Genomic DNA, 22,590 nt, shown 5'->3' with positions numbered 1-22,590 from the left:
TTGCGGCCATAGTTCCCTGCGCGACAGCGCAGCCCGAAGGGCTGGGTGATCTCCTACAGGGACCGCGACACGCAGCGGGTTAAGCATTCTTAATGAACCGCCAATTGTCCTGTACGCTGGCGCTGACCATCATGCTGGCAACCTGAAATTGCCCGGAACCTGACCATGAATGCCATTCTCCAAGCCAGCCCCGAACTGCCCCTGAGCAAGCAACTCAAAGCCGGCTCCAGCAGCGACCACGACAGCGTCGACAACCTGGTGATGGGCGCCCGCCCGTTCGAAAGCCTGGAGCGCTATGGCTGCTTCCTGCGCCTGCAGCACACCTTTCACGGTGCCATCGACGCGCTGTACGAACAGGCGCAACTGAACCTGCTGCTGCCGGGCCTGCGCGAACTGCCGCGCTACCAGGCGGTGTGCGCCGACCTGCGCGACCTCGGCCTGGCCGTACCGGCCAAGCCTGAGGCGGTGCAGCCGCCGGATGCCTGGCACGCCATCGGCTGGCTGTATTGCAGCGAAGGCTCCAACCTGGGCGCGGCGTTTCTGTTCAAGCAAAGCCAGCTGATCGGCCTGAACGAAAGCCACGGCGCCCGCCACCTGGCCGCCCACCCCGATGGCCGCGGCCTGCACTGGCGCCAGTTCGTCGCCCTGCTGGACGGGCTGGACATCACCGATGCACAGAAACAAGCCGCCATCCAGGGCGCGCGGGATGCGTTCGAGTTTTACCGCAAGGCGCTCAAGGCGAGCTTCTGAGCCACAGGTTGTAAGGTCCCTGTAGGAGCGGCTTCAGCCGCGAACACCGGCGCAGCCGGTGCCATACATCACGTCGCCTGATTCGCGGCTAAAGCCACTCCTACAGGTTTACCTGTCTCTGCCGCCGCTCTACCATGGCCCGATGCCACCAACCCACCGGGCCTGCCATGATCGACCGCAACCACCTGCACCACAACGGCTATGCCCTGCTGCGCGGGGCGGTCCCGCCCGACTGGCTCGACACCCTGCGCCACACCTTCGACACCCACTACCTCCCCTCCGACCAGTGGCCCGCACCGCGCGGCCCGGACTGGCGCCATTCACAACTGGACCACGACCCCACCGTGCAGGCCCTGTGCCGCCTGCCAGCGCTATTGGCGGTGGTCGGCGCGCTGATTGGCGAGCGCTTTTTCCTGGCACAAGTCGAAGGCCGCGAGCCGCTGGCCGGCGGCGGCCACCAGCAGTTGCACCGTGACCTGTCGGTTGAGCGGCCGGGGGATAGCGTCACGGCGCTGGTGTACCTGGACGACTACGGGCCGGGCAATGGCGCCACGCGCATCGTGCCGGCCAGCCACAGGCCCAAGCCGGGCGAGCCTGCGTTCGATTTCGCCGATGAGTCCGGGGCCGTGCAATTGAACGGGCGCGCCGGGGATATGCTGGTGTTCGACGTCGACCTGGTGCATGGCGGCAGCCTGAATATCGACGGCGGGCGGCGGCGCACGCTGCTGGTCGGCTACTTTGCCGAGGGGCTGCATGCCATGCATCAGCGCACGGCCAGCTTGCGTGGGGTGCGGATGCAGACCTGTGAAAGGTTCGAGCCGGTTTAGGCATTCTTGTATTGCCTGGACGGGCCTCATCGCCGGCAAGCCGGCTCCTACAGGGGACCGCATCAGCTTACCGGCGATGGGGCCCCACATCGACCGCATGACATCCAGGCCTGTGCTGTACCTGTAGGAGCCGGCTTGCCGGCGATGGGGCCGGGCCTGCTAACGCAACTGTTCCAGCCGCCGCAGAATCCGCAGCACATGCCCCTGCTCGATCATCGCGCGCCAGTGCCCGTCGCAAAACCGCTCACCCCGGCAGCAATAGGTGAGCTGGCTGCGCAGTTGTGCCAAATCCGCCTGGTCGAGGCGTGCAGGGTCATCGCGCACGGCATGCCCGGCCTCGATGCTGTAGCCCAGGTCCTGCCAGCAGTCACGCGCAAGTACGGCAAAGAAGTCCGTCACCACCGGCAGGTACACCGGCCACGGGTTATCGCCGTGCACTTCGCTCGTGCGGATCGCTACCCCGCCCGGGTACAGCAGTGGCAAGTAACCCAGCAGTTCGTCGATTTCTGCCGGCCCCGGCCATGCCTGTGCGGCCACTTCGGGCTTGGCGAAAAGCCCCCTTACCCGCTTTAGAAAACCCATCGTTTTGCCGTCCCTGACCGCTGAAAACCCAGGCCGGTGTTATGCCCGAGTCTGCCCGCCAATACCACCCTCGCCCATGGATTGATCGCATATGCGCATCAATTGATGAGAAAACAACGATTATCCCCGGCGTCACTTTGGTCGAGAATCCGCGTAACAAGCACTTACAAATTTTAAAAAACGCTGGAGATACACCATGAGTCTGCCTACCCATCCGGCGCCTGCGGGCACCTCCAAGGCCAGTCGGGTGTTCCGGGTTACTTCCGGGAACTTCCTCGAACAGTTCGACTTCTTCCTGTTCGGCTTCTATGCCACGCACATTGCCGCTGCCTTCTTCCCTGCCGCCAACGAATTCGCCTCGCTGATGATGACCTTCGCCGCCTTTGGCGCGGGCTTCTTGATGCGCCCGCTGGGCGCGGTGCTGCTGGGCGCCTATATCGACGACGTCGGCCGGCGCAAGGGCCTGATCGTCACCCTGGCGATCATGGCCAGCGGCACACTGTTGATCGTGCTGGTGCCCGGCTACGCCAGCATCGGCCTGTGGGCACCGGCGCTGGTGCTGTTGGGGCGGCTGTTGCAAGGCTTCTCGGCCGGTGCCGAGCTGGGTGGTGTGTCGGTGTACCTGGCCGAAATGGCCACGCCCGGGCGCAAGGGCTTCTATGCCAGCTGGCAGTCCGCCAGCCAGCAGGTGGCGATTGTCGTCGCCGCAGCCCTGGGCTTTGGCCTGAACCAGTGGTTGAGCGCTGCCGAGATCGCCGACTGGGGCTGGCGCGTGCCGTTTGCCCTGGGCTGCCTGATCATCCCGATGATCTTCATGCTGCGCCGCAACCTGCAGGAAACCGAAGAGTTCAGCGCACGCAAGCACCGCCCGAACATGAAAGAAGTGCTCGCCACCCTGTTCGCCAACGCAGGTGTAGTGCTGCTGGGCATGCTGATGGTGGCCATGACCACGACGGCGTTTTACATGATCACCGTGTACGCGCCGACCTTCGGCAAGACCGTGCTGCAACTGAGCACCAGCGACGCGCTGATCGTCACCTTGCTGGTGGGCGTGTCGAACTTCGTCTGGCTGCCGATCGGCGGCATCCTCAGCGATCGCTACGGGCGCAAGCCGCTGCTGGTGGCGATGTCGGCGCTGACCGTGCTGAGCGCTTACCCTGCGCTGTCGTTCCTGGCCCAGGCGCCGAGCTTCGGGCACATGCTCGAAGTGCTGCTGTGGTTCTCGTTCCTGTATGGCCTGTACAACGGCGCGATGATCCCGGCGCTGACCGAAATCATGCCGGTGCAGGTGCGGGTGGCGGGCTTCTCCCTGGCCTACAGCCTGGCCACGGCGGTGTTCGGCGGCTTCACCCCGGCGATTTCCACCTGGCTGATTCACGAGACCGGCGATAAAGCAGCCCCGGCCTACTGGCTGATGTTCGCCGCGCTGTGCGCGTTCTGCGCGACCTTTGTGCTGTATCGCCGGTTGGCCACCAAGGCCCCTGTCACCGCGTGATGCCTTCCCTGTAGGAGCCGGCTTGCCGGCGATCACCGGCGCAGCCGGTGCCAGCCACCGCGCCGCCTGCATCGCCGGCAAGCCGGCTCCTACAGATAAACAGCCCTCTTGAAAGGACATGCCCATGCAGCACGCCTTCAAACCCCTGCTCACCCTCGCCCTGTCCGCTTGTTGCGGCCTGGCCCAGGCCGCCGATCTGACTGTGATGACCTCCGGCGGCTTCACCGCCGCCTATCAGCGCCTGGGCCCGCAGTATGCGGCCCGCAGCGGCGACAGCCTGACCACCGTGCTCGGCCCGTCCATGGGCAAGGCGCCGCAGGCCATCCCCAACCGCCTGGCCCGCGGCGAGCACGCCGATGTGGTGATCATGGTCGGCTACGCCCTGGACGAGCTGATCAAGCAGGGCAAGGTCGACCCGGCCTCGCGGGTGGAACTGGCCGACTCGCGTATCGGTCTGGTGGTGCAACAGGGCCAGCCCAAGCCGGCCATCGGTACCGCCGCCGAGCTGAAAAAGACCCTGCTGGCGGCAAAATCCGTGGCCTATTCCGACAGCGCCAGCGGCGTGTACGTGCAGAACGAGTTGTTCAGCAAACTGGGCATCCAGCCGCAGCTTGCCGCCAAGAGCACCATGGTCGAGCGCGTGCCGGTGGCTGGTGAAGTGGCCAGGGGGCAGTACCAGGTTGGCCTGCAGCAAGTTGCGGAATTGCTGCCGGTGGCGGGCGTGACCTACGTGGGCAAGCTGCCGGAAGAGCTGCAGTCGGTCACCCGTTTTGCCGCCGGCATCCCCACCGGTGCCGAGCACCCGGCCGAGGCGAAGCAACTGCTGAACTACCTCGCCTCCCCCGCCGTGCAGAACGACGTGCGCGCCACCGGGCTGGACTCAGTTCCGCGCTAAGGTGCCGGGCAATGCCCGAATCAACCGCTCCATCTCCAGCGCCGCCGGGGTCAAGGTACGCCCGCGGCGCTTGAGCAGGCCCATCTGCCGGCGCACCTCGGGCTCCACCAGCGGCACCTGGGTCAACACCAGGTGCGCCGGCCCAGGCATGGCGATCGACGGCACCGCCGCCACCCCCAACCCCGCCTCCACCAGGCCCAGCACCGTGGTCACATGGCGCGCCTCGCACACGCTCTCGCGGCCCACCGTAACGCCGGCCAGCGCCCGGTCCAGCACCAGCCGGTTACCCGACGAGCGCCCCAGGGTGATGAAGTCGTGCTCGTACACCTGCGCCCAGGTCACCTGGGCTTGCCCGGCCAGCGGGTGGTCCTTGCGACACGCCATCACGTAGCGCTCCTCCAGCAGCGGGCTGAATTCGATTTCCGGCGCCAGGTTGCCGGTAAAGCTCAGGCCGAAGTCCGCCTCGCCCGAGGCCACAGCAGCGCTGACTTCGTTGGCCGAGGCGTCGAACAGGTGGATCTTGATGCGCGGGTACTGGCCGTGGAAGCTGCGGATGGCATCGGGCATGAAGTAGTAGGCGGCCGAGGGTACGCAGGCGATGGTCAGGCTGCCGGTGCGCAGCGCGCCGCCGTCACCGACGCTGAGCAGGGCCAGGTCGAGGTCATCGAGCAGGCGCTCCACTTGCGGCAGAAAGGCGCGCCCGACATTGGTCAGCGAAACCTTGCGGGTAGTGCGTTCGAGCAGTTTGACGCCCAGCGCCGACTCGAGTTTTTCGATACGCCGGCTCAAGGCGGATTGCGTGATGCGGATGGCGTCGGCGGCGCGGCGGAAGCTGCCTTGCTCGACCACGGCGCGAAAAGCCTGCAGGTCGTTGAGGTCGAAGTTGATGCTCACCGCAGTGGCCCCCGTGGGTTTGATCGAAAATGTGCATCAATGGTATTTCGATCGTGGCGGTGAGGCCAGCGTGGCGAGTTGGGATGATGAAGCGAACGAAATACCCTGTAGGAGCGGCCTTGTGCCGCGAAAGGGGCGCGAAGCGCCCCCAGCGATCTTGCATGAATTCGAGATATTGGGGCCGCTGCGCGCCCCTATCGCGACACAAGGCCGCTCCTACAGGCTTACTTGATAAACCGCACCTGGCTGTTGATCTTCTCGATCACCGCACCCTTGCGCTCATTGAAGCGGGCCTTGTTCTGCTCGAACAGGTTGTTGCCCTTGGTGTCGATCGAGATGATCAGCGGCCCGAACTCGCGCACGCGGTTGACCCAGAGGGTTTCGGGCATGCCCAAATCCTGCCATTCGGCGCGCTCGATCTCCTCCACCTGGGTGGCCGCCAATACCGCGCAGCCACCGGGGAACACCGCGTGCACGGCCTTGTTCTCAAGGCAGCCGGTGGTGGTTTCCGGCCCCATGCCGCCCTTGCCGACGATCAGCTTGACGCCGGTCTGCTCGATGAACTGCTTCTCGAACTTTTCCATGCGCATGCTGGTGGTCGGGCCGATGGAGACCATCTCGAAACTGCCGTCGTCCTTCTTCCTGACGATGGGGCCGGCGTGGAAGATCGCGCCGCCGCGCAGGTCCACCGGCAGTTCGCGGCCCAACTCGATCAGGCGGCGGTGGGCCACGTCGCGGCAGGTCACCAGTTGGCCGGTGAGGTAGACCACATCGCCCACGTTCAGGCCAGCCAGGTCTTCGTCGCTGATGGGGGTGTTGATGATTTTTTTCACAGGGCTGTTCACAGTGCTGTTCACAAGATCACGCCTTCATGGGAGAGGATGTCGTAGGTCAGGTCGGCATTGATGCGGATCTTGCCGCGCCGGTGCGCCCAGCAGCCGGTGGACACGGCCACGCCGATGGTCGAGGGGTGGCGCGCCGAAGACTCGATGTTCACCCCCATCACGCTGCTGTTGCCGGTCAGGCCCTGGGGGCCGATGCCGATTTCGTTCAGGCCCTCTTCCAGCAGCTTTTCCATCATGGCTGCGCTTGCGTTGGGGTGGCTGGAGTCCACCTCGCGCAAGATCGCCTTTTTCGACAGGCGCGCCGCGGTTTCCACCGAGGTCGATACCCCCACCCCCACCAACAGCGGCGGGCAGGCGTTGACCCCGCGCGAGGTGATCACGTCGAAGACGAACTCGGTCACCCCTTCGTAGCCCTGCCCCGGCATCAGCACCTTGGCCGAACCCGGCAGCGTGCAGCCGCCACCGGCCATGTACACGTCGACGATGGCGTAGTCGGCGTCGGGGATGATTTCCCAGTCCAGCCACGGGATCTTCGAGCCGGTGTTGGTGCCGGTGTTCTTCTCGATGAAGGTCTCTACCGCGTTGTGGCGCAGCGGCCCGTGCACGGTGGCTTCCTTGGTGGCGTTCTCGAGGATGCCCTCCATCTCGCCCAGCAGCGGGAAGCGTGCGCCGGCACTGATGAAGTACTGGATCACCCCGGTGTCCTGGCAGCTGGGGCGGTTGAGCTTGTCGGCGTACTCCTGGTTGTCGGCCATCGAGTCGTACACGGCGATGGCCAGCGGGTTGGTTTCGGCGGCGCGCAGCTTGGCGGTCTTGGCCTTCACATCCCTGGGCAGGCGCTTGCCGATGTAGGCGGTGAACTTGGCCAGCACGTCGGTGAGGTTGTCTACGGCGGCGTCTTTGTCGAGTGTGGTATCCACGTTGTTATCTCCTCTTTGCATCACAAGGCGTTGGTCAGGCGTTACGGGTAAGGGCTGGCGCGGTGGCCGGCGGTTCGGGTTGTGGCTCGGGCTGGCCGTCGAGCACCTGGTGCAGGCGCTGCAGGTCGAGGGCGCCGACCCAGCGGGCGATGGCCACGGTGCCGACGGCGTTGCCGATGGTGTTGGTGATGGCGCGGGCCTCGGACATGAAGCGGTCCACCCCCAGCAGCAGGACCATGCCGGCCACCGGGATCTTGTCCATGGTCGCCAGGGTGGCGGCCAGGGTGATGAAGCCGGAGCCGGTGACCCCCGCCGAGCCCTTGGAGGTGAGCAGCAGCACGCCGAGCACGATCAGTTGGTCCATCAGGCTCAGCGGGGTGTTGGTGGCCTGGGCGATGAAGATCGCGGCCATGGTGTAGTAGATGCACTGGCCATCGGGGTTGAAGGTCAGCCCCGAAGGGATCACCAGACCGACCACGGGTTTGGATACCCCGACCCGCTCCAGCTTGGTCATCAGCTGCGGCACCACCGACTCCGACGAGCTGGTGCCGAGCACGGTGAACAGCTCTTCCTTCAAGTACTTGAGGAACTTCCACAGGCTGAAGCCCGACAGGCGTGCGATGAAGCCCAGCACGATGACCACGAACATGAAGCAGGTCAGGTACATGGTGGCGACCAGCTTGCCCAGCGAGACGATCGAGCCCAGGCCGTACTTGCCGACGGTGAAGGCCATCGCCCCGCAGGCGGCCAGCGGCGCCAGGCGCATGATCATGCCGACGATGTGGAACATGCCGTGGGAGAAGCTTTCGAGCACATCCACCACCGGCTTGCCGCGTGGGCCGAGGTGCGCCAGGGCGATGCCGAACAGGGTCGAGAACAGCAGGATCTGCAGGATGTTGTTCTTGGCCAGGGCGTCGGTGACGCTGGCCGGAATCACCTGCAGCAGGAAGTCGGTGAAACCACCGGTGCCTTGCGCCGCGGCTGCGGTATAGGTCTCGATGCTCTTGATGTCGAGGGTGGAGGCATCGACATTCATGCCCTGCCCCGGCTGCACCAGGTTGACCACCAGCAGCCCGAGCACCAGGGCGAAGGTGGACAACACTTCAAAATAAATCAGCGCTCGCGAGCCGACACGGCCGAGCTCTTTCATGTTTTCCATCTTGGCGATGCCCAGCACCACGGTGGCGAAGATCACCGGGGCGAAGACCATCTTGATCAGCTTGATGAAGGCATCGCCCAGGGGCTTGAGGTCGACACCGATGTGGGGCCAGAACAGCCCGAGCAGGATGCCCAGGGTCACCCCGATGAGCACTTGTACGTAGAGTTTTCCAAGGTAGCGCTTGGCCATTGCCGTCTCCGAATTATTGTTGTGGGTCGGATTGAGTGGCGGTGCGGGCTTGCCAGGCAGGCAGCTGAATAGCCCAGTTTTTTTGTGGTTAATCAGGCAAGCGAACGTTAATGGTTTTTCTGGATTGCTGTAATACAATCGAATTCACATCATTGTTTCCCTGGAGTTATCAATGAACCCGGTGTCGGAACTGGCCTTCTTCACCCAGCTGGTGCGCGTGGGCAGCCTTGCCGCCACGGCCCGGGAGCTGAACCTCACCCCGCCTGCGGTTTCCAAGCGCCTGGCGCAACTGGAGCAGCGCCTGGGCGTGCGCCTGCTCAACCGCACCACCCGCAGCATCAGCCTGACCGCCGAGGGCGAGACCTACCTGGTCAACGCCCGGCGCATCCTTGAAGAAATCGAAGAGATGGAGCGCCAGGTGTCCAGCAGCCGCGCCGAGCCCAAGGGCTTGCTGCGGGTCAATGCGCCGCTGGGCTTTGGCCGCACCCACGTGGCCCCGGCCATCGCCTCGTTCGCCCGGCGCTACCCGGAGGTGGAGGTGCAACTGCACCTGAGCGACCGGCCGATCAACCTGCCGGACGATGCCATCGATGTAGCCATCCGCTTTGGCGAGCTGCCCGACTCGCGGCTGATTGCCCGGCGTATCGCCGCCAACCGCCGGCGGCTGTGCGCCACCCCGGCCTACCTTGCTGCGTTCGGCACGCCCCAGGCACCGAAGGACCTGGCGCAGCACGACTGCATCGTGCTGCGCCAGAACGACGCCGCGTTCGGGCTGTGGCGGTTCAGCCGCGGCAAGCAGAGCGAGACGGTGAAGGTGGCCGGGCGGCTGAGCACCAACGATGGCGAGGTGGCGCTGAACTGGGCGCTGGACGATCAGGGGATCCTGATGCGCGCCGAGTGGAACCTGCATCAGCACCTGGAGAGCGGGCGGCTGGTGGAGGTGCTGGCGGACTGGGAGACGCCGCCGGCGGATATTTATGCGGTTTATCTGGAGCGCTTGAACCTGTCGGCGAAGGTGGCGTTTTTCGTCGAGCATTTGCGTGGTTTTTTCCGCCAGGGGGTCTGAACCAGGCTCTGTAGGAGCCGGCTTGTCGGCGATGGGGCCTGGCTTGTGCGCTGGGGCTGCTGGCCCTATCGCCGGCAAGCCGGCTCCTACAGGGGCTGCGCAGCTTGGCCCAGGCAGGTCTCACCCGAGGCAAATCAAGTCTTGTACGGGCTCGCCAAACAGCAACTAGCATGACTCCACCGATATTCTTCACCCACAGGAGCCATCCCATGAACATCGACCTCGGCGGGCGTACCGCCATCATCAGCGGCTCGACCGGCGGTATCGGCCTGGCCATTGCCCGCGGCCTGGCCCGCGCCCATGCCGACGTGGTCATCGCCGGCCGCAGCCAGCGCTCGCTCGACGCCGCCCTGGCCGAGCTGCGCGCCCAGGGCGGGCGTGGCCAGGTGCACGGCGTGGTCGCCGATCTGGGCACGGCAGACGGCGCCCAGGCGCTGTTCGCCGCCCACCCGTCGGCGGATATTGTGGTCAACAACCTGGGTATCTACGACGACGTCGACTTCTTCGAGGTGCCCGACAGCGAGTGGTCGCGCTTCTATGAAACCAACGTACTGTCCGGTGTGCGCCTGGCCCGCCAATACGCCCCGGGCATGGTCGAAAAAGGCTGGGGACGGATTGTGTTCATCTCTTCGGAGTCCGGCATCGCCACGCCTGCCGACATGATCAACTACGGCGTGACCAAAAGCGCCAACCTGGCGGTGTCCCACGGCCTGGCCAAACGCCTGGCCGGTACCGGCGTCACCGTCAACTCAGTATTGCCCGGCCCGACCCTGACCGACGGCGTCGCCAGCCTGGTGGCCGATGCGGCCAAGGCTTCGGGGCGCAGCATTCGCGATGAAGCCGACCACTTCGTGCGCCGCGCCCGGCCCAGCTCGATCATCCAGCGCGTCGCCGAGGTGGACGAAGTCGCCCACCTGGTGGTGTACCTCGCCTCCCCTTACTCCAGCGCCACCACCGGCGCGGCCCTGCGGGTCGACGGCGGTGTGGTGGACAGCCTGGCCATTTGAATCCGAAGGAAGACTACCGACATGGCAAACGCTCAAGCATCCCTGCACACCCCGCACAGCCCGGCCCACGTCTGGGCCCTGATCGGCGGCTTCGACAGCCTGCCCGACTGGCTGGCGTTCATCCCTGAAAGCCTGTCCAGCGAAGGCGGCCGCGTGCGCTCGCTGAAAGACCCGCACGGCAATGCCATCGTCGAGCGCCTGATGGCCTTCGATGAAGCGCAGCGCAGCTACAGCTACAGCATCCTCAGCAGCCCGTTCCCGGTGACCGGCTACCTGTCGACCCTGCGGGTCAAGGCCGATGGCCAGGGTAGCCTGGTGCAATGGTCGGGCGAGTTCACCCCGGTCGGGGTGAGTGATGAAGAGGCGGTGGCGTTGTTCACCGGTATTTATGAGGGCGGGTTGCAAGCCTTGGCGCAAAGCCTGGGTTGAGGCCCTGAACCTGCCAGCCCTCTGATTTGCATTGCCCCGCGATGGGTGGCACCGGCTACGCCGGTATCGCGGGCCAAGCCCGCTCCCACGTCAATCACATGACCTTCAGGCCCGCGCTGTACCTGCAGGAGCCGGCTTGCCGGCGATGAGGCCGACCCTGCTAAAGTGCCCGCCCACTAAACGTCACAAGGATGAGACACATGAAGTACTACGGCGCCGCCCCCGAAACCTGCATGACCGTGGCCCGCCTGCTGGACCTGCCGATGACCGGCCCCGAACAGGACTGGGAGTTCGTGCATGCCAGCCCGGCTATCATCGCCCCGGCAACCGACCTGCTCACAGACCACAGCTTGAGCCTCGACACCCGGGCGGCCATTGCCTGCATCCTGGTCGAAAGCCTGCGCGATCATCAGGCCACCCACGCCAGCTACCACCCAGGGCACCTGGCCGCGTCGCAGGCCATCCAGGCCGATGCCGATATCCTCGCGGCCATGCGCTTCTTCTGGCTGCAGGCGCCTGCCAAGCCAAGCCGCTCGCCCTATCTGCAAGCGCTGCTGGACGCCCCGGAGCCCACCGCCCTACCCGCAAAGACTCAGGTAACCCTGCTGCACCTCTGCCCCGATGACGAACACGACTGCCTGCTGCAGGTGGCCGGCACGCAACTGCGATGCTTCATCGGCCACGCCCCCAGCGAGCTCACCCAAGGCCACGACTACCTCGTCAGATTCGACATGCAGCTGGATGACGACTGCCACATCGAAGCCAGCGATGACCCAACCCCCTGCATCCGCCACACCGACGCCTGGTACGGCGTGGAGATTCAGGGGTACCTGAACGGCGGCACCCTCGAATCGATCATCAACCTGGACGACCAGGACATTCACTACGACTACCCGCACCTGAACGAAAAACCCGTCAAGGTCCGCGCCCTGCGCCTGGATGTGGACTTCAGCTAGCCGCTATAAAACCCGCAAGCTATTGAAACCGTTGACATTACTGACAAAAACTTTACAGAACTTTTCGCCCGTTGCCGGTCTATGTGATCAAGCGCGGCCCACTTCGGTCGCGACAACCGGAAGGTGCCCGATGATGAAACGCTCTGTCTCTCGCCTGCTTGTGCTTGGCCTGCTCGCCCTTGGGGCAACGGGCTCGGCGATGGCTTCCCAGATGAAGGCTTCCAGCCCGGTGCCAGCCCATCAAGCCCCGGCTTTTGCAACCACCAAGGCCGAGAACCCCTGGCCGAGCCTGGCCAGCAGCGCAGCGCTGCAACAGGCGCCAGTGCTGGCCCATGACGATGACCGCTACTGGCGCGATGGCCGCTGGCATTCGCGGCGCGATGACTGGCGCCGCGAGCAGTGGCGCAAGGAGCAATGGCGCAAGGAACAGCACCGCCGCGAAATCGAACGGCGCCGGGCGGCGGCTTACCACCATGACCATCGTTATCAGGATGATCACGGCCACTATCGCCGCTGACCTGCACGGGCCTCATCGCCGGCAAGCCGGCTCCTACAGAGGCTTATGCAATCCCTGTGGGAGCGGCTTTAGCCGCGAAGCAGCCAACGCGGTGGATGGCACCGGCTTTGCCGGTGTTCGCGGCTAAAGCCGCTCCCACAGGTACGGCGCTTTGTTCGAGCTTCGCGCGATCCTGTAGGAGCCGGCTTGCCGGCGATTGTCTTTATGCCGCGGCGCTGGCCTTGGCCAAATCCAGCGAGCGGGTTTCCGGCGCCATCAGCCAGGTCACCAGCAGCCCCACCATCGAGATGCCGAACGCCGCGATCATGGTGTTGGCAATGCCGATCGAGGACAGCGACATCGGCACCAGGTAGGTCCCGATGGCCGCCCCGATGCGCGACAGTGAGGTGGCCAGGCCCACGGCCGAGCCGCGCACTTCGGTGGGGAACAGCTCGTTGGGGTACACGTACTGCAGCACCTGGGCACCGCCGATGAACAGCGCGTAGCTACCAAACAAAGCCAGGGTCAGCAGGCCGGCGCCTTCCGGGAACAAGCCCAGCAGCAACAGCGCCAGGCCCGACCACAGGAAGCTGTGCATCAGCATGCGCCGGCGGCCCAGCGGGTTGATCAGCTTCACCCCGAGCATGCAACCGAACACGAAGATGATGGTGATGGCCACCGCGCCCCAGGCCGCCAGGTCGCCGGTCAGGCCCATGGCGCTGAGGATCTTCGGCGCGAAGGCGTAGATGGCGAACTGCGGGATGATCGAGCAGGTCCAGAACAGGCTAACGAAGAAGATGCGCTTGCCATAGTGCGAGTGGAACAGCGCGCCCACCGACACCCGGCGCTCGGACACCGGCTCCGGCAGGTCGGCGATGGAGAACTTGTTGCCATACACGCGCTTGATCACCTGGTCGGCCTCGGCGGTGCGGCCCTTGCTCAGCAGCCAGCGCGCCGACTCCGGGGTGCCGGCGCGCATGATCAGGAACATCACCGCCGGCACCACGGCGCTGGCCAGCGCCCAGCGCCAGGCCTCGGGGCCCATGGCGCGCAGGATGAACTCACCGGCTACATAGGCTACCGCCGCACCGACGAACCACATCATCACCAGGCTGGCGAGGATCGAGCCGCGCTGCTTGCGTGGCAGAAACTCCGCCAGCAGCGAGGTGGCCAGCGGGTGGTCGGCACCGATGGCCACGCCCAGGGCGAAGCGCAGGGCAATCAACGCTGCGGCAGAGGTGACCCAGAACTGCCCCAAGGAGAACACCGCCAGGGCCACCAGCACCAGCACGTAAAGGGTCTTGCGCCCGAGCTTGTCGGTGAACAGGCCGCCAACGAAACCGCCGAAGAACATGCCGATCAAGGACGCCGCCGCCACCATGCCTTCTTCGAACACGCTCAGTTGCAGGGCCTGGCTCAGTTGCACCAGCACCACGCCGATGATGCTGAGGATGTAGCCATCCAGAAACGGCGCGCCGGAGGAGTAGACGGCCAGTTTTTTGTGGAAGGCGTTCAGGGGCGCGTCTTCCAGTGAAATCTTGTTGTCGATGGTCATTGTTATTGTCTCTTCGCTGCTCGAGGCAGATGACACCGGGCACGCAATACTTCTGCAGGTTCGGGCCATCACTATTGTTTTTAGAATGAATCGTTACTTGGGCGTGGTCTTTTGAAGTTCACCCTCGTGTGGCGCACGGCTGTCCCTGCCGCCGTTGTTGAGCATCTTCGCAAGTGGTTTTTTGCAGGACGTGTCGCCTGTTTTTCAGCCTAAGCTCGCATGAGGTCAGGAAATAGAAGGATTACCTCAAAGAATGCGAGAAATCGGCCAGGCCCCGGTTTGCCTGGGTTTGCCCGCAAGCAGCGGCGCTGCGCCAACGTCATATGAGCTGTCCGGGGCGTTATAGGGGCGCAGGCCCTGGTGGTGAGAAAGTGCAAACAAGCGGGCGATTCGACGCCCCCTGCCCTACCCACAATCGATAAGAAACCGGAGACTTCCATGGCCTTCAAAAGAACCATCCACGCGGTCGATACGCACGCTGGCGAACCGATGCGAGTGATTACCGGGGGCGTGCCGCATATTCCCGGTAATACCGTGCACGAGAAAATGGTCTGGCTGCGGGAAAACGACGACCAGCTGCGCAAACTGATGCTGCGCGAACCACGCGGCTACCCGCCGCTGTGCTGCAACATCATCGTGCCGCCGAGCCACCCGGACGCCGACGCCGGTTACATCATCATGGAGCAGGTGGAGTACCCGGTGATGTCCGGTGGCAACACCATTTCGGTGGTCACCGTGCTGCTGGAGATGGGCATGCTGCCGATGAAGGAGCCGGTCACCGAGCTGATTCTCGAAGCCCCGGCCGGGCTGATCGGCATCAAGGCCGAGTGCCGCAACGGCAAGGTCAAGAGCGTCACCTTCAAGAACGTGCCGGCCTTCGCCGCGCACCTGGACGCGAAGATCCAGGTGCCGCACCTGGGCGAGGTGACCGTGGATGTGGGCTGGGGCGGCATGTTCTACGTGATCGCCGATGTGCGCCAGTTCCCGCACATTGAACTGACGCCTGAGCACGGCGCCGAAATCGCCCGCATCAGCGCGATGATCCGCCAGGCGGCCATCGAGCAACTGCCGGTGGCGCACCCGGACTACCCGGGCATCGGCATTACCATTTCGCAGCTGTCCGGCCCCACCGACAGCCCCGACGCCGACTGGAAGAACGCCGTGACCGTGGCCTCGGGCGAGCTGGACTGGGACAACCCGTCCACCTGGACCGGCGCCCTCGACCGTTGCCCGTGCGGCACCGGCACCTGCGCCAAGATGGCCATCCTGCACGCCAAGGGTGAACTGCCGCTGAACCAGGACTTCCGCCACCAGGGCGTGCTGGGCAACGTGTTCACCGGGCGCCTGGTGGAAGAAACCCGCATCGGCGACTACACCGCCGTGGTGCCGACCATTACCGGCACCAGCTGGATCTATGGCCTGAACACCTATGTGCTGGACCATGATGACCCGTTCACCGAAGGGTTTGTGGTGAGTGATATCTGGGCCTGACAGGTCTGGCCTCATCGCCGGCAAGCCGGCTCCTACAGGGTTACGCGGTATCCAGGATTACGCGATCGCCTGTAGGAGCCGGCTTGCCGGCGATAAGGCCCTCACAGGTTGTACGCCCGCTCGTTATGCTCGGCCAAATCCAGCCCCTGCTCTTCATCCTCACGCGAAGCGCGCAAGCCGATCGCCAGCTTGATCGCCCCAAGAATCGCCCAGCTCACCACAAAGCAATACACGAAGGTGAACGCCACCCCCTTCAACTGCACCAGCGCCTGCCCCAACGGCGTCACGCCCTGCACATACCCCCCCAGCGCCGGCGCGGCGAATACCCCGGTCAGCAGCGCCCCGACGATACCGCCCACGCCATGCAGGCCGAACACATCCAGGCTGTCGTCATAGCCCAGCGCCTGCTTGAGCTTGGTCACCGCAAAAAAGCAGATGGCCCCGGTCAGCAAACCGATCACCACCGCCCCCAGTGGCCCGACGAAGGCGCACGCCGGGGTGATGCCCACCAGCCCGGCCAATGCCCCGGACGCCGCGCCCAGCGCCGTGGGCCGGCCATGCATCAAGGTTTCGGTGAGCAACCAGCCGACGATGCCGGCGCAGGCCGCGACCATGGTCGCCAGCATCACCACCCCGGCGCCCTGGTTGGCGGCAAGCCCGGAACCGACATTGAAACCAAACCAGCCCACCCACAACAGCCCTGCGCCCACCAGGGTGAAGCCAAGGTTGTGCGGCGGCATGGCCACCTGCGGGTAGCCCTTGCGCTTGCCCAGCATCAGCGCTGCGGCCAGGGCCGCCACGCCGGAATTGATATGCACGGCGGTGCCGCCGGCAAAGTCGAGCACACCCCAGTTGACCATCAACGCCCCCGGCCCGCCCCACACCATGTGGGCGATGGGCGCGTACACCAGCACGAACCAGCCGCCCATGAACAGCAGCGAGGCGCTGAACTTCATGCGTTCGGCAAAGCCGCCGGCGATCAGCGCCGGGGTGATGATGGCGAAGGTCAGCTGGAACACCGCGAACACCCCTTCGGGGATGGTGCCCACCAGGCTGTCGTGGCCGATATTCAGCATCAGCGCCTTGTCCAGGCCGCCGATGAAACTGTTGAAGGTCAACTGCCCCTCGACCATGCCCTCGGTGCTGACCACCAGGCTGTAGCCGAACAGCACCCAGAGGATGCCGATGACCCCGGCCACGGCGAACAGCTGGGTGAACACCGACAGGAAGTTCTTGGCCCGCACCATGCCACCGTAAAACAGCGCGAGGCCCGGGATGCACATCATCAGCACGAACATCGCCGCGCAGATCATCCAGGCGGTGTTGCCGGTGTCGAGGGTGGGGTCGGCGGCGTGGGCCAGCGGCGTCAACGCGAACAGCACAACAGCAAGGGCAAGCTTCATGCGGGGCACTCCTGTGTGATCGGAATAAGAAGCCCCGTTCACCTGTAGGAGCCGGCTTGCCGGCGATGGGGCCGGGCCTGCAACTCACAACCCTGAAGCTGTGGCGCGGCCGATGGCCCTATCGCCGGCAAGCCGGCTCCTACAGGGGCGGGGTTGGCCTGCCATTGCGACAGGCCCTGCAGGCCTGTCAGTACTGGGTTTGCCCCGGCACCCACGCGGTACCCGCCAGCGGCACCCGTGCCATGGCCGCGGCCTCCACGGTCAAGGCCACCAGGTCCTCGGGGTCGAGGTTGTGCAGGTGCGACTTGCCGCAGGCGCGGGCCATGGTCTGCGCCTCCAGCACCAGCACCCGCAGGTAATTGGCCAGGCGCCGGCCGGCCTCTTCCGGGTTCAGGCGCTTGGCCAGCTCCGGGTCCTGGGTGGTGATGCCGGCCGGGTCGCGGCCGTTCTGCCAGTCGTCGTAGAAGCCCGCCGCCGAACCGATCTCCTTGAGCTGCGCATCCAGGCGCGGGTGGTTGTCGCCCAGGGCGATCAGCGCGGCGGTGCCGATGGCCACCGCGTCGGCGCCCAGGGCCATGGCCTTGGCCACGTCGGCGCCGTTGCGGATGCCGCCCGAGACGATCAACTGCACCTTGCGGTGCATGCCCATCTCCTGCAGCGCCTGCACCGCCTGGGGGATGGCCGGCAAGATCGGGATGCCGACGTGCTCGATGAACACCTCCTGCGTGGCGGCGGTACCGCCCTGCATGCCGTCGAGCACGATCACATCGGCGCCGGCCTTCACCGCCAGCTTGACGTCGTAGTACGGGCGGCTGGCGCCGATCTTCACGTAGATGGGTTTCTCCCAGTCAGTGATCTCGCGCAGCTCGGCGATCTTGATCGCCAGGTCGTCCGGGCCGGTCCAGTCCGGGTGGCGGCAGGCACTGCGCTGGTCGACGCCGATCGGCAGAGTGCGCATGCCGGCCACCCGCTCGGTGACCTTCATGCCCAGCAGCATGCCGCCGCCGCCCGGCTTGGCACCCTGCCCCAGAACGATCTCGATGGCATCGGCCTTGCGCAGATCGTCCGGGTTCATGCCGTAGCGCGATGGCAGGTACTGGTACACCAGGTGCTGCGACTGGCCGCGCTCTTCCGGGGTCATACCGCCGTCACCGGTGGTGGTGCTGGTGCCGGCGATGGTGGCGCCACGGCCCAGGGCCTCCTTGGCGTTGGCCGACAGCGCGCCGAAGCTCATGCCGGCGATGGTCACCGGGATCTTCAGGTGGATCGGCTTTTTCGCAAAGCGGTTGCCCAGCACCACGTCAGTGCCGCATTTCTCGCGGTAGCCTTCCAGCGGGTAGCGCGACACGCTGGCGCCCAGCAGCAGCAGGTCGTCAAAGTGCGGCACGCGGCGCTTGGTGCCGCCGCCGCGGATGTCGTAAATGCCGGTTTCGGCGGCGCGCTGGATCTCTTGAATGGTCAGGCGATCGAAGGTGGCCGACTCACGCAGTACCGGGGGGAATTTCTCGCTCATGGGGTTGCTCCTGGATCAGTACGCGCTGGCGTTGTCGACTTTGAAGTTGTACAGCTGGCGAGCCGAGCCGTAGCGTTTGAAATCAGCCGCCTTGTGCGCAAGGCCGGCCTGGTCCAGCAGTTCCTGCAGCTCTTGCAGGTGCTCGGCGCGCATCTCTTTCTCGATGCAGTCCGAGCCCAGCGACTGCACCGAACCTTTGACATAGATGCGCACCTCGTACAGCGAATCGCCCAGCGCATCGCCGGCATCGCCGCACACCACCAAACGCCCGGCCTGGCCCATGAAGCAGCTCATGTGGCCAATGCTGCCGCCGACCACGATGTCGACGCCCTTCATCGAGATGCCGCAACGGGCACCGGCATCGCCTTCGATCACCAGCAGCCCGCCATGGGCCGTGGCGCCGGCGGCCTGGGAGGCGCTGCCCTTGATGCGTACCGAGCCGGACATCATGTTCTCGGCCACGCCCACGCCGACGTTGCCGTGCACAGTGATGCTGGCCTGCTGGTTCATGCCGGCGCAGTAGTAGCCGGCGTGGCCGTCGATATCCACCGACACCGAGGCGTTGATGCCCACCGCCAGGTTGTGCTTGCCGTCGGGGTGGCTCACCCGCCATTCGCTGCCTTGCACATCACCGTGCAGGGACTGGTTGAGGACTCGCACCGAGGTGCTGGAAAGGTCGATCGTCTTCATGAAGTTCTCCAGGGGTTCGGTGGCAGGTCAGGCGCTTTCGCGCTCCCAGACGTACAGGGTGGCCGGGGCCGGCTCCCAGACCTTGGCGTTTTCGATGCCCGGCAGGCTGGCCAGGGCCTGGTACTCCGAGGCCATGGCCACGTAGTCGTCGGTTTCGGCCAGTACTGCCGGCTTGCAGGCGATCGGGTCGCGGATCACGGCAAAGCCGTTGCGGGTGCCGATGGCGAAGGTGAAGAAGCCGTCCAGGTCCTGCAGCGCGCCGTCCAGGGCCTGGGCCAGGCTGTCGCCCTGTTGCAGGCGCCAGGTCAGGTAGCCGGCGGCCACCTCGGTGTCGTTGTCGGTCTCGAAGCTGATGCCTTCGCGCTTGAGCTCCTGGCGCAGGCGGAAGTGATTGGACAGCGAGCCGTTGTGCACCAGGCACAGGTCGGCACCGGTGGAGAACGGGTGGCTGCCTTCCATGGTCACCGCGCTTTCGGTGGCCATGCGGGTATGGCCGATGATGTGGCTGCCCTGCATGCCGGCCAGGCCGAAGCGGCTGGAAATCTCCGCCGGCAGGCCCATGCCCTTGAGAATTTCGATGCTCTGCCCGGCGCTCATGATGCGCACCTCGGCGGCAAGTTCGGCCAGCGCCTGGCGCGCGGCGGCTTCAGTGGTGTGCACCTTGAGCACGGCGGCGCTGGCGTTCTGGAACCAGTCCAGCGAGCAGCCCAGCCGGCCTTCGAGCTGGCCCATCAGCTCAGCCCAGGGGTAGTCGTTGCGGGTGGCCTGCAGGGTCAGCTTGACCCAGCCATCGGCCACCTCGTCGCCGTAGATGGCAAAGCCGGCGCTGTCAGGGCCACGGTCGGTCATGGCTTGGAGCATGGGTTCGAACAGCTTGCCGAGCTGGGGTTCCAGCCCGGTTTTTTTCAGGTACAGACCTACGATTCCACACATGGTGATGCTCCTTCTAGGCAGTGGGTAGCCGCTGCATTCGCCGCTACCCAGGGATGGGGTTGGCGATCAGAAGAATTCGGTGTAACGCTGGATTTCCCAGTCGGAGACGTGGCGGCAGTACTCCACCCACTCCATGCGCTTGAGCTTGAGAAACTCGTCGACGATCTCGGCGCCGAGCACCTCGCGGAACAGCGGGTCGGCCTCCAGCGCATCGGCAGCTTCCTTGAGCGACTGCGGCAGGGTCTTGATACCGCGGGCGGCGATTGCTTCCAGGCTCAGGTTGTAGAGGTTCTCGTTGCACATCTCGCCGGGGTCGAGCTGGCGGTCGATGCCGTCCAGGCCGGCGGCGATGATTGCAGCGGTGACCAGGTAGGGGTTGCAGCCGGCGTCCGGCAGGCGGAACTCCAGGCGGCCATAGGGGATGCGCACCATCGCCGAGCGGTTGTTGGCACCGTAGGCGACGAAGGCCGGGGCCCAGGTGGCGCCGGACAACGAACGGCCAACCACCAGGCGCTTGTACGAGTTGACCGTGGGCGCGGCGAAGGCACACAGCGCCGGGCCGTGGGCCAAGAGCCCTGCGGCGAAGTGGTAGGCGAGTTTGGACAGGCCCATGCCGCTGCTGTCGGACGGGTCATGGAACAGGTTCTTGTTGGTCGAGCTTGCCAGTGACAGGTGGAAGTGCATGCCGTTGCCGGCGCGCTTGGGGTCGGGCTTGGGCATGAACGAGCAGATCATGCCTAAGTCGTTGGCGATTTCGCCGGCGGCCATGCGGAAGAAGGTGAAGCGGTCGGCCGACTCCATGGCGTCGCTGTAGGTGTAGTTGATCTCGAACTGGCCGTTGGCGTCTTCGTGGTCGATCTGGTAGATGTCGAAGCCCACCGGCTGCAGGGCTTCGGTAAGGCGTTCGAGGAACAGCCGCGAGCGCGACAGGCCCTTGTAGTCGTAGCAGGGCTTGTCGAGGTTGTCCGAGGCGTCCACCAGTTGCAGCTTGCCGGCCTCGTCGCGGCGGAACAGGCTGAATTCGGGTTCAAGGCCGGTGTTCAGGGTCCAGCCCTTGTCGGCCAGGCGCTGCACCTGCTGCTGCAAGACATGGCGGCTGTCGTAGGGCCAGGGCTTGCCGTCTACATGGCCGACGCACACCACCCGGCCGTAGCCCGGCTGCCAGGGCACCGGGATCAAGGTGCTGAGGTCGCCGCGGGCCATGAAGTCCGGGCCGTGGGGCTCCATGCCCATGCCGCAGATGGCGAACCCGGCAAAGCCGGCGCCCTCCTCGGCCACCATCTTCAGGCCCGAGACCGGCACCGATTTGGTTTTCGCCGAACCGTGGATGTCGACGAACTGCGCCAGCACGTACTTGATGCCGAACTGGTCGAGGATGCGCTGGGTTTCTGCTGGCAACATGGGTTGATCACTCCTGGGTAAGGGCACAGCAAGGTTGGCCTGGTTAAATTTCCAAGAAGGAAACTTACTTTCACCACAGGAATGCAATGCGCTTGCCAACTTTCTTGCAACACCCGGCAAGCCGGCCCCAGCAGACCACGCAATCCCCTGTAGGAGCCGGCTTGCCGGCGATGAGGCCAGCAGCCCCACCGCAGAATTTCCCGTTGAAATATGGGAAACTCCCTTTCACCCGAGGAAACTCACGCACTTTCCCAGTGCGAAAACAATATTCTTGAACTGAAACCGTGCAGGACACCGAATGTCGACCGAGACCGAACCGCGCCTACGCCTGGAGCAGTACCTGGGCATGCAGATCAAGCGCCAGCGCCAGGCGCAATCCTTGAAGCTGGCCGACGTGGCCCGCATCGCCGGCATCAGCCAGGGCATGCTCAGCAAGATCGAAAACGCCCAGGTGTCCACCAGCCTCGACACCTTGAGCCGCCTGTGCGACGTGCTGGGCATGCCCATGGCCAAGCTGTTCAGCCAGTACGACCAGCCCGACGGCAATGCCCTGCTGGTGAAGGCCGGTGAAGGGTTGGAGGTGGTGCGCCGCGGCACCGAGAAGGGCCATACCTATCACCTGTTGAACCACGCCCGGGGGCCGAAGAAAAACTTCGAGGCGTACATGGTGAGCATGGATGACGCCAGCGAAGAGTTCCCCACCTTCGCCCACCCCGGCACGGAGTTTTTGCATTTGCTCGAAGGCGAGCTGGTGTACCGCCATGGCAACCAGCTGTACCAGATGCAGGCCGGCGACAGCCTGACCTTCGACGGCGAAACGCCCCACGGGCCGGAGAAGCTGGTGCAGGTGCCGATACGCTTGTTGTCGATCATGAATTACGGCAGTGAGTGATACGCAGCGGCAACACATTGCACGGTAATCCCCTGTAGGAGATCACCCAGCCCTTTGGGCTGCGCTGTCGCGCAGAGAACAGAATTCGCGAGCGCTTGCGTACCCTGTGGGAGCGGGTTTACCCGCGAACACCGGCGAAGCCGGTGCCATTTACCGCGGCGCCTGCTTCGCGGCTAAAGCCGCTCCCACAGGTACAGCGCTG

The 22,590-nt window shown here is 65.1% G+C and carries 22 protein-coding genes; 11 read left to right on the top strand and 11 right to left on the bottom strand.

Annotation, left to right across the window (positions count from 1 at the left end):
* Positions 1–165 precede the first annotated feature (165 nt).
* Positions 166–750, top strand: coding sequence for a biliverdin-producing heme oxygenase (locus ACI2KK_RS18595; RefSeq protein ID WP_404670032.1), 585 nt, complete (start codon positions 166–168; stop codon positions 748–750).
* Positions 751–917: 167 nt separating this feature from the next.
* Positions 918–1,577 (top strand): phytanoyl-CoA dioxygenase family protein, encoded by a 660-nt coding sequence (locus tag ACI2KK_RS18590; RefSeq protein ID WP_404670031.1) that lies wholly within the window; start codon positions 918–920, stop codon positions 1,575–1,577.
* A 159-nt stretch (positions 1,578–1,736) separates the two neighbouring features.
* Here ACI2KK_RS18590 and ACI2KK_RS18585 read toward each other — a convergent pair whose 3' ends face one another.
* On the bottom strand, positions 1,737–2,159 hold the full coding sequence (locus tag ACI2KK_RS18585; RefSeq protein WP_404670030.1) for a DUF6508 domain-containing protein: 423 nt from the start codon (positions 2,157–2,159) through the stop codon (positions 1,737–1,739).
* Positions 2,160–2,355: 196 nt separating this feature from the next.
* Here ACI2KK_RS18585 and ACI2KK_RS18580 point away from each other — a divergent pair, with 196 nt between their 5' ends.
* A complete protein-coding gene (locus tag ACI2KK_RS18580; protein WP_404670029.1) occupies positions 2,356–3,654 on the top strand; it encodes an MFS transporter in 1,299 nt (432 codons plus the stop codon).
* A 124-nt stretch (positions 3,655–3,778) separates the two neighbouring features.
* Positions 3,779–4,549 (top strand): substrate-binding domain-containing protein, encoded by a 771-nt coding sequence (locus tag ACI2KK_RS18575; RefSeq protein WP_404670028.1) that lies wholly within the window; start codon positions 3,779–3,781, stop codon positions 4,547–4,549.
* On the opposite strand, the gene ACI2KK_RS18570 is transcribed toward ACI2KK_RS18575, so the two are convergent.
* From ACI2KK_RS18570 to ACI2KK_RS18555, 4 genes are all read right to left on the bottom strand, one after another.
* Complete coding sequence (locus tag ACI2KK_RS18570; RefSeq protein ID WP_404670027.1) at positions 4,535–5,443, bottom strand: LysR family transcriptional regulator; 909 nt, start codon at positions 5,441–5,443, stop codon at positions 4,535–4,537. The genes ACI2KK_RS18575 and ACI2KK_RS18570 overlap by 15 nt on opposite strands.
* A gap of 224 nt (positions 5,444–5,667) precedes the next feature.
* Positions 5,668–6,276, bottom strand: coding sequence for a L(+)-tartrate dehydratase subunit beta (gene ttdB / locus ACI2KK_RS18565; protein WP_404670072.1), 609 nt, complete (start codon positions 6,274–6,276; stop codon positions 5,668–5,670).
* Between the two features lie 20 nt (positions 6,277–6,296).
* The gene (ttdA, locus tag ACI2KK_RS18560; protein WP_404670026.1) at positions 6,297–7,208 is read right to left on the bottom strand and encodes a L(+)-tartrate dehydratase subunit alpha; all 912 of its coding nucleotides are present in this window, start codon (positions 7,206–7,208) and stop codon (positions 6,297–6,299) included.
* A gap of 34 nt (positions 7,209–7,242) precedes the next feature.
* On the bottom strand, positions 7,243–8,556 hold the full coding sequence (locus ACI2KK_RS18555; RefSeq protein ID WP_404670025.1) for a dicarboxylate/amino acid:cation symporter: 1,314 nt from the start codon (positions 8,554–8,556) through the stop codon (positions 7,243–7,245).
* Positions 8,557–8,728: 172 nt separating this feature from the next.
* Between ACI2KK_RS18555 and ACI2KK_RS18550 the strand changes: the two genes are divergently transcribed.
* The 5 genes from ACI2KK_RS18550 (at position 8,729) to ACI2KK_RS18530 (ending at position 12,531) form a co-directional block, all read left to right on the top strand.
* Entirely contained in the window at positions 8,729–9,622 is an 894-nt protein-coding gene (locus ACI2KK_RS18550) for a LysR substrate-binding domain-containing protein (RefSeq protein ID WP_217842906.1), read from the top strand.
* A gap of 209 nt (positions 9,623–9,831) precedes the next feature.
* Entirely contained in the window at positions 9,832–10,629 is a 798-nt protein-coding gene (locus tag ACI2KK_RS18545) for an SDR family NAD(P)-dependent oxidoreductase (protein WP_404670024.1), read from the top strand.
* Positions 10,630–10,650: 21 nt separating this feature from the next.
* The gene (locus tag ACI2KK_RS18540) at positions 10,651–11,058 is read left to right on the top strand and encodes an SRPBCC family protein (RefSeq protein WP_404670023.1); all 408 of its coding nucleotides are present in this window, start codon (positions 10,651–10,653) and stop codon (positions 11,056–11,058) included.
* 200 nt (positions 11,059–11,258) lie between these two features.
* Positions 11,259–12,014, top strand: a complete 756-nt coding sequence (locus ACI2KK_RS18535) for a hypothetical protein (RefSeq protein ID WP_404670022.1) — start codon at positions 11,259–11,261, stop codon at positions 12,012–12,014.
* A gap of 211 nt (positions 12,015–12,225) precedes the next feature.
* The gene (locus tag ACI2KK_RS18530) at positions 12,226–12,531 is read left to right on the top strand and encodes a hypothetical protein (RefSeq protein WP_404670021.1); all 306 of its coding nucleotides are present in this window, start codon (positions 12,226–12,228) and stop codon (positions 12,529–12,531) included.
* A 202-nt stretch (positions 12,532–12,733) separates the two neighbouring features.
* Here the strand turns inward: ACI2KK_RS18530 and ACI2KK_RS18525 are convergent, their stop codons facing one another.
* Positions 12,734–14,065, bottom strand: coding sequence for an MFS transporter (locus tag ACI2KK_RS18525; RefSeq protein WP_404670020.1), 1,332 nt, complete (start codon positions 14,063–14,065; stop codon positions 12,734–12,736).
* 438 nt (positions 14,066–14,503) lie between these two features.
* Here ACI2KK_RS18525 and ACI2KK_RS18520 point away from each other — a divergent pair, with 438 nt between their 5' ends.
* A complete protein-coding gene (locus ACI2KK_RS18520) occupies positions 14,504–15,556 on the top strand; it encodes a proline racemase family protein (RefSeq protein WP_217839234.1) in 1,053 nt (350 codons plus the stop codon).
* 101 nt (positions 15,557–15,657) lie between these two features.
* Here the strand turns inward: ACI2KK_RS18520 and ACI2KK_RS18515 are convergent, their stop codons facing one another.
* From ACI2KK_RS18515 to glnT, 5 genes are all read right to left on the bottom strand, one after another.
* A complete protein-coding gene (locus ACI2KK_RS18515; RefSeq protein WP_404670019.1) occupies positions 15,658–16,959 on the bottom strand; it encodes an ammonium transporter in 1,302 nt (433 codons plus the stop codon).
* A gap of 187 nt (positions 16,960–17,146) precedes the next feature.
* Entirely contained in the window at positions 17,147–18,472 is a 1,326-nt protein-coding gene (locus tag ACI2KK_RS18510) for an FMN-binding glutamate synthase family protein (RefSeq protein WP_217839236.1), read from the bottom strand.
* Positions 18,473–18,487: 15 nt separating this feature from the next.
* Positions 18,488–19,162, bottom strand: coding sequence for a protein glxC (locus ACI2KK_RS18505; protein WP_404670018.1), 675 nt, complete (start codon positions 19,160–19,162; stop codon positions 18,488–18,490).
* Between the two features lie 27 nt (positions 19,163–19,189).
* Positions 19,190–20,095: a glutamine amidotransferase family protein gene (locus ACI2KK_RS18500; protein WP_404670017.1), complete on the bottom strand. Its 906-nt coding sequence runs from the start codon at positions 20,093–20,095 to the stop codon at positions 19,190–19,192.
* Positions 20,096–20,161: 66 nt separating this feature from the next.
* Complete coding sequence (gene glnT / locus ACI2KK_RS18495) at positions 20,162–21,496, bottom strand: type III glutamate--ammonia ligase (protein ID WP_404670016.1); 1,335 nt, start codon at positions 21,494–21,496, stop codon at positions 20,162–20,164.
* Positions 21,497–21,794: 298 nt separating this feature from the next.
* Between glnT and ACI2KK_RS18490 the strand changes: the two genes are divergently transcribed.
* Complete coding sequence (locus tag ACI2KK_RS18490) at positions 21,795–22,388, top strand: helix-turn-helix domain-containing protein (RefSeq protein WP_217884644.1); 594 nt, start codon at positions 21,795–21,797, stop codon at positions 22,386–22,388.
* The last annotated feature ends 202 nt before the right edge of the window (positions 22,389–22,590 follow it).

This window comes from Pseudomonas sp. NPDC089406 (assembly GCF_044900265.1).
Lineage (GTDB): Bacteria > Pseudomonadota > Gammaproteobacteria > Pseudomonadales > Pseudomonadaceae > Aquipseudomonas > Aquipseudomonas fakonensis.
The sequence above is the reverse complement of the archived record's forward strand: the minus strand, read 5'-3'. Positions and strand labels throughout refer to the sequence as shown.

Coding starts and splice junctions, on each gene's coding strand:
- ACI2KK_RS18520 (WP_217839234.1), top strand. CDS start 14,504: ATGGCCTTCAAAAGAACCATCCACGCGGTCGATACGCACGCTGGCGAA.
- ACI2KK_RS18510 (WP_217839236.1), bottom strand. CDS start 18,472: ATGAGCGAGAAATTCCCCCCGGTACTGCGTGAGTCGGCCACCTTCGAT.
- ACI2KK_RS18590 (WP_404670031.1), top strand. CDS start 918: ATGATCGACCGCAACCACCTGCACCACAACGGCTATGCCCTGCTGCGC.
- ACI2KK_RS18535 (WP_404670022.1), top strand. CDS start 11,259: ATGAAGTACTACGGCGCCGCCCCCGAAACCTGCATGACCGTGGCCCGC.
- ACI2KK_RS18490 (WP_217884644.1), top strand. CDS start 21,795: ATGTCGACCGAGACCGAACCGCGCCTACGCCTGGAGCAGTACCTGGGC.
- ACI2KK_RS18505 (WP_404670018.1), bottom strand. CDS start 19,162: ATGAAGACGATCGACCTTTCCAGCACCTCGGTGCGAGTCCTCAACCAG.
- ACI2KK_RS18550 (WP_217842906.1), top strand. CDS start 8,729: ATGAACCCGGTGTCGGAACTGGCCTTCTTCACCCAGCTGGTGCGCGTG.
- glnT (WP_404670016.1), bottom strand. CDS start 21,496: ATGTTGCCAGCAGAAACCCAGCGCATCCTCGACCAGTTCGGCATCAAG.
- ACI2KK_RS18545 (WP_404670024.1), top strand. CDS start 9,832: ATGAACATCGACCTCGGCGGGCGTACCGCCATCATCAGCGGCTCGACC.
- ACI2KK_RS18540 (WP_404670023.1), top strand. CDS start 10,651: ATGGCAAACGCTCAAGCATCCCTGCACACCCCGCACAGCCCGGCCCAC.
- ACI2KK_RS18595 (WP_404670032.1), top strand. CDS start 166: ATGAATGCCATTCTCCAAGCCAGCCCCGAACTGCCCCTGAGCAAGCAA.
- ACI2KK_RS18585 (WP_404670030.1), bottom strand. CDS start 2,159: ATGGGTTTTCTAAAGCGGGTAAGGGGGCTTTTCGCCAAGCCCGAAGTG.
- ACI2KK_RS18580 (WP_404670029.1), top strand. CDS start 2,356: ATGAGTCTGCCTACCCATCCGGCGCCTGCGGGCACCTCCAAGGCCAGT.
- ACI2KK_RS18500 (WP_404670017.1), bottom strand. CDS start 20,095: ATGTGTGGAATCGTAGGTCTGTACCTGAAAAAAACCGGGCTGGAACCC.
- ACI2KK_RS18525 (WP_404670020.1), bottom strand. CDS start 14,065: ATGACCATCGACAACAAGATTTCACTGGAAGACGCGCCCCTGAACGCC.
- ACI2KK_RS18555 (WP_404670025.1), bottom strand. CDS start 8,556: ATGGCCAAGCGCTACCTTGGAAAACTCTACGTACAAGTGCTCATCGGG.
- ACI2KK_RS18515 (WP_404670019.1), bottom strand. CDS start 16,959: ATGAAGCTTGCCCTTGCTGTTGTGCTGTTCGCGTTGACGCCGCTGGCC.
- ACI2KK_RS18575 (WP_404670028.1), top strand. CDS start 3,779: ATGCAGCACGCCTTCAAACCCCTGCTCACCCTCGCCCTGTCCGCTTGT.
- ACI2KK_RS18530 (WP_404670021.1), top strand. CDS start 12,226: ATGAAGGCTTCCAGCCCGGTGCCAGCCCATCAAGCCCCGGCTTTTGCA.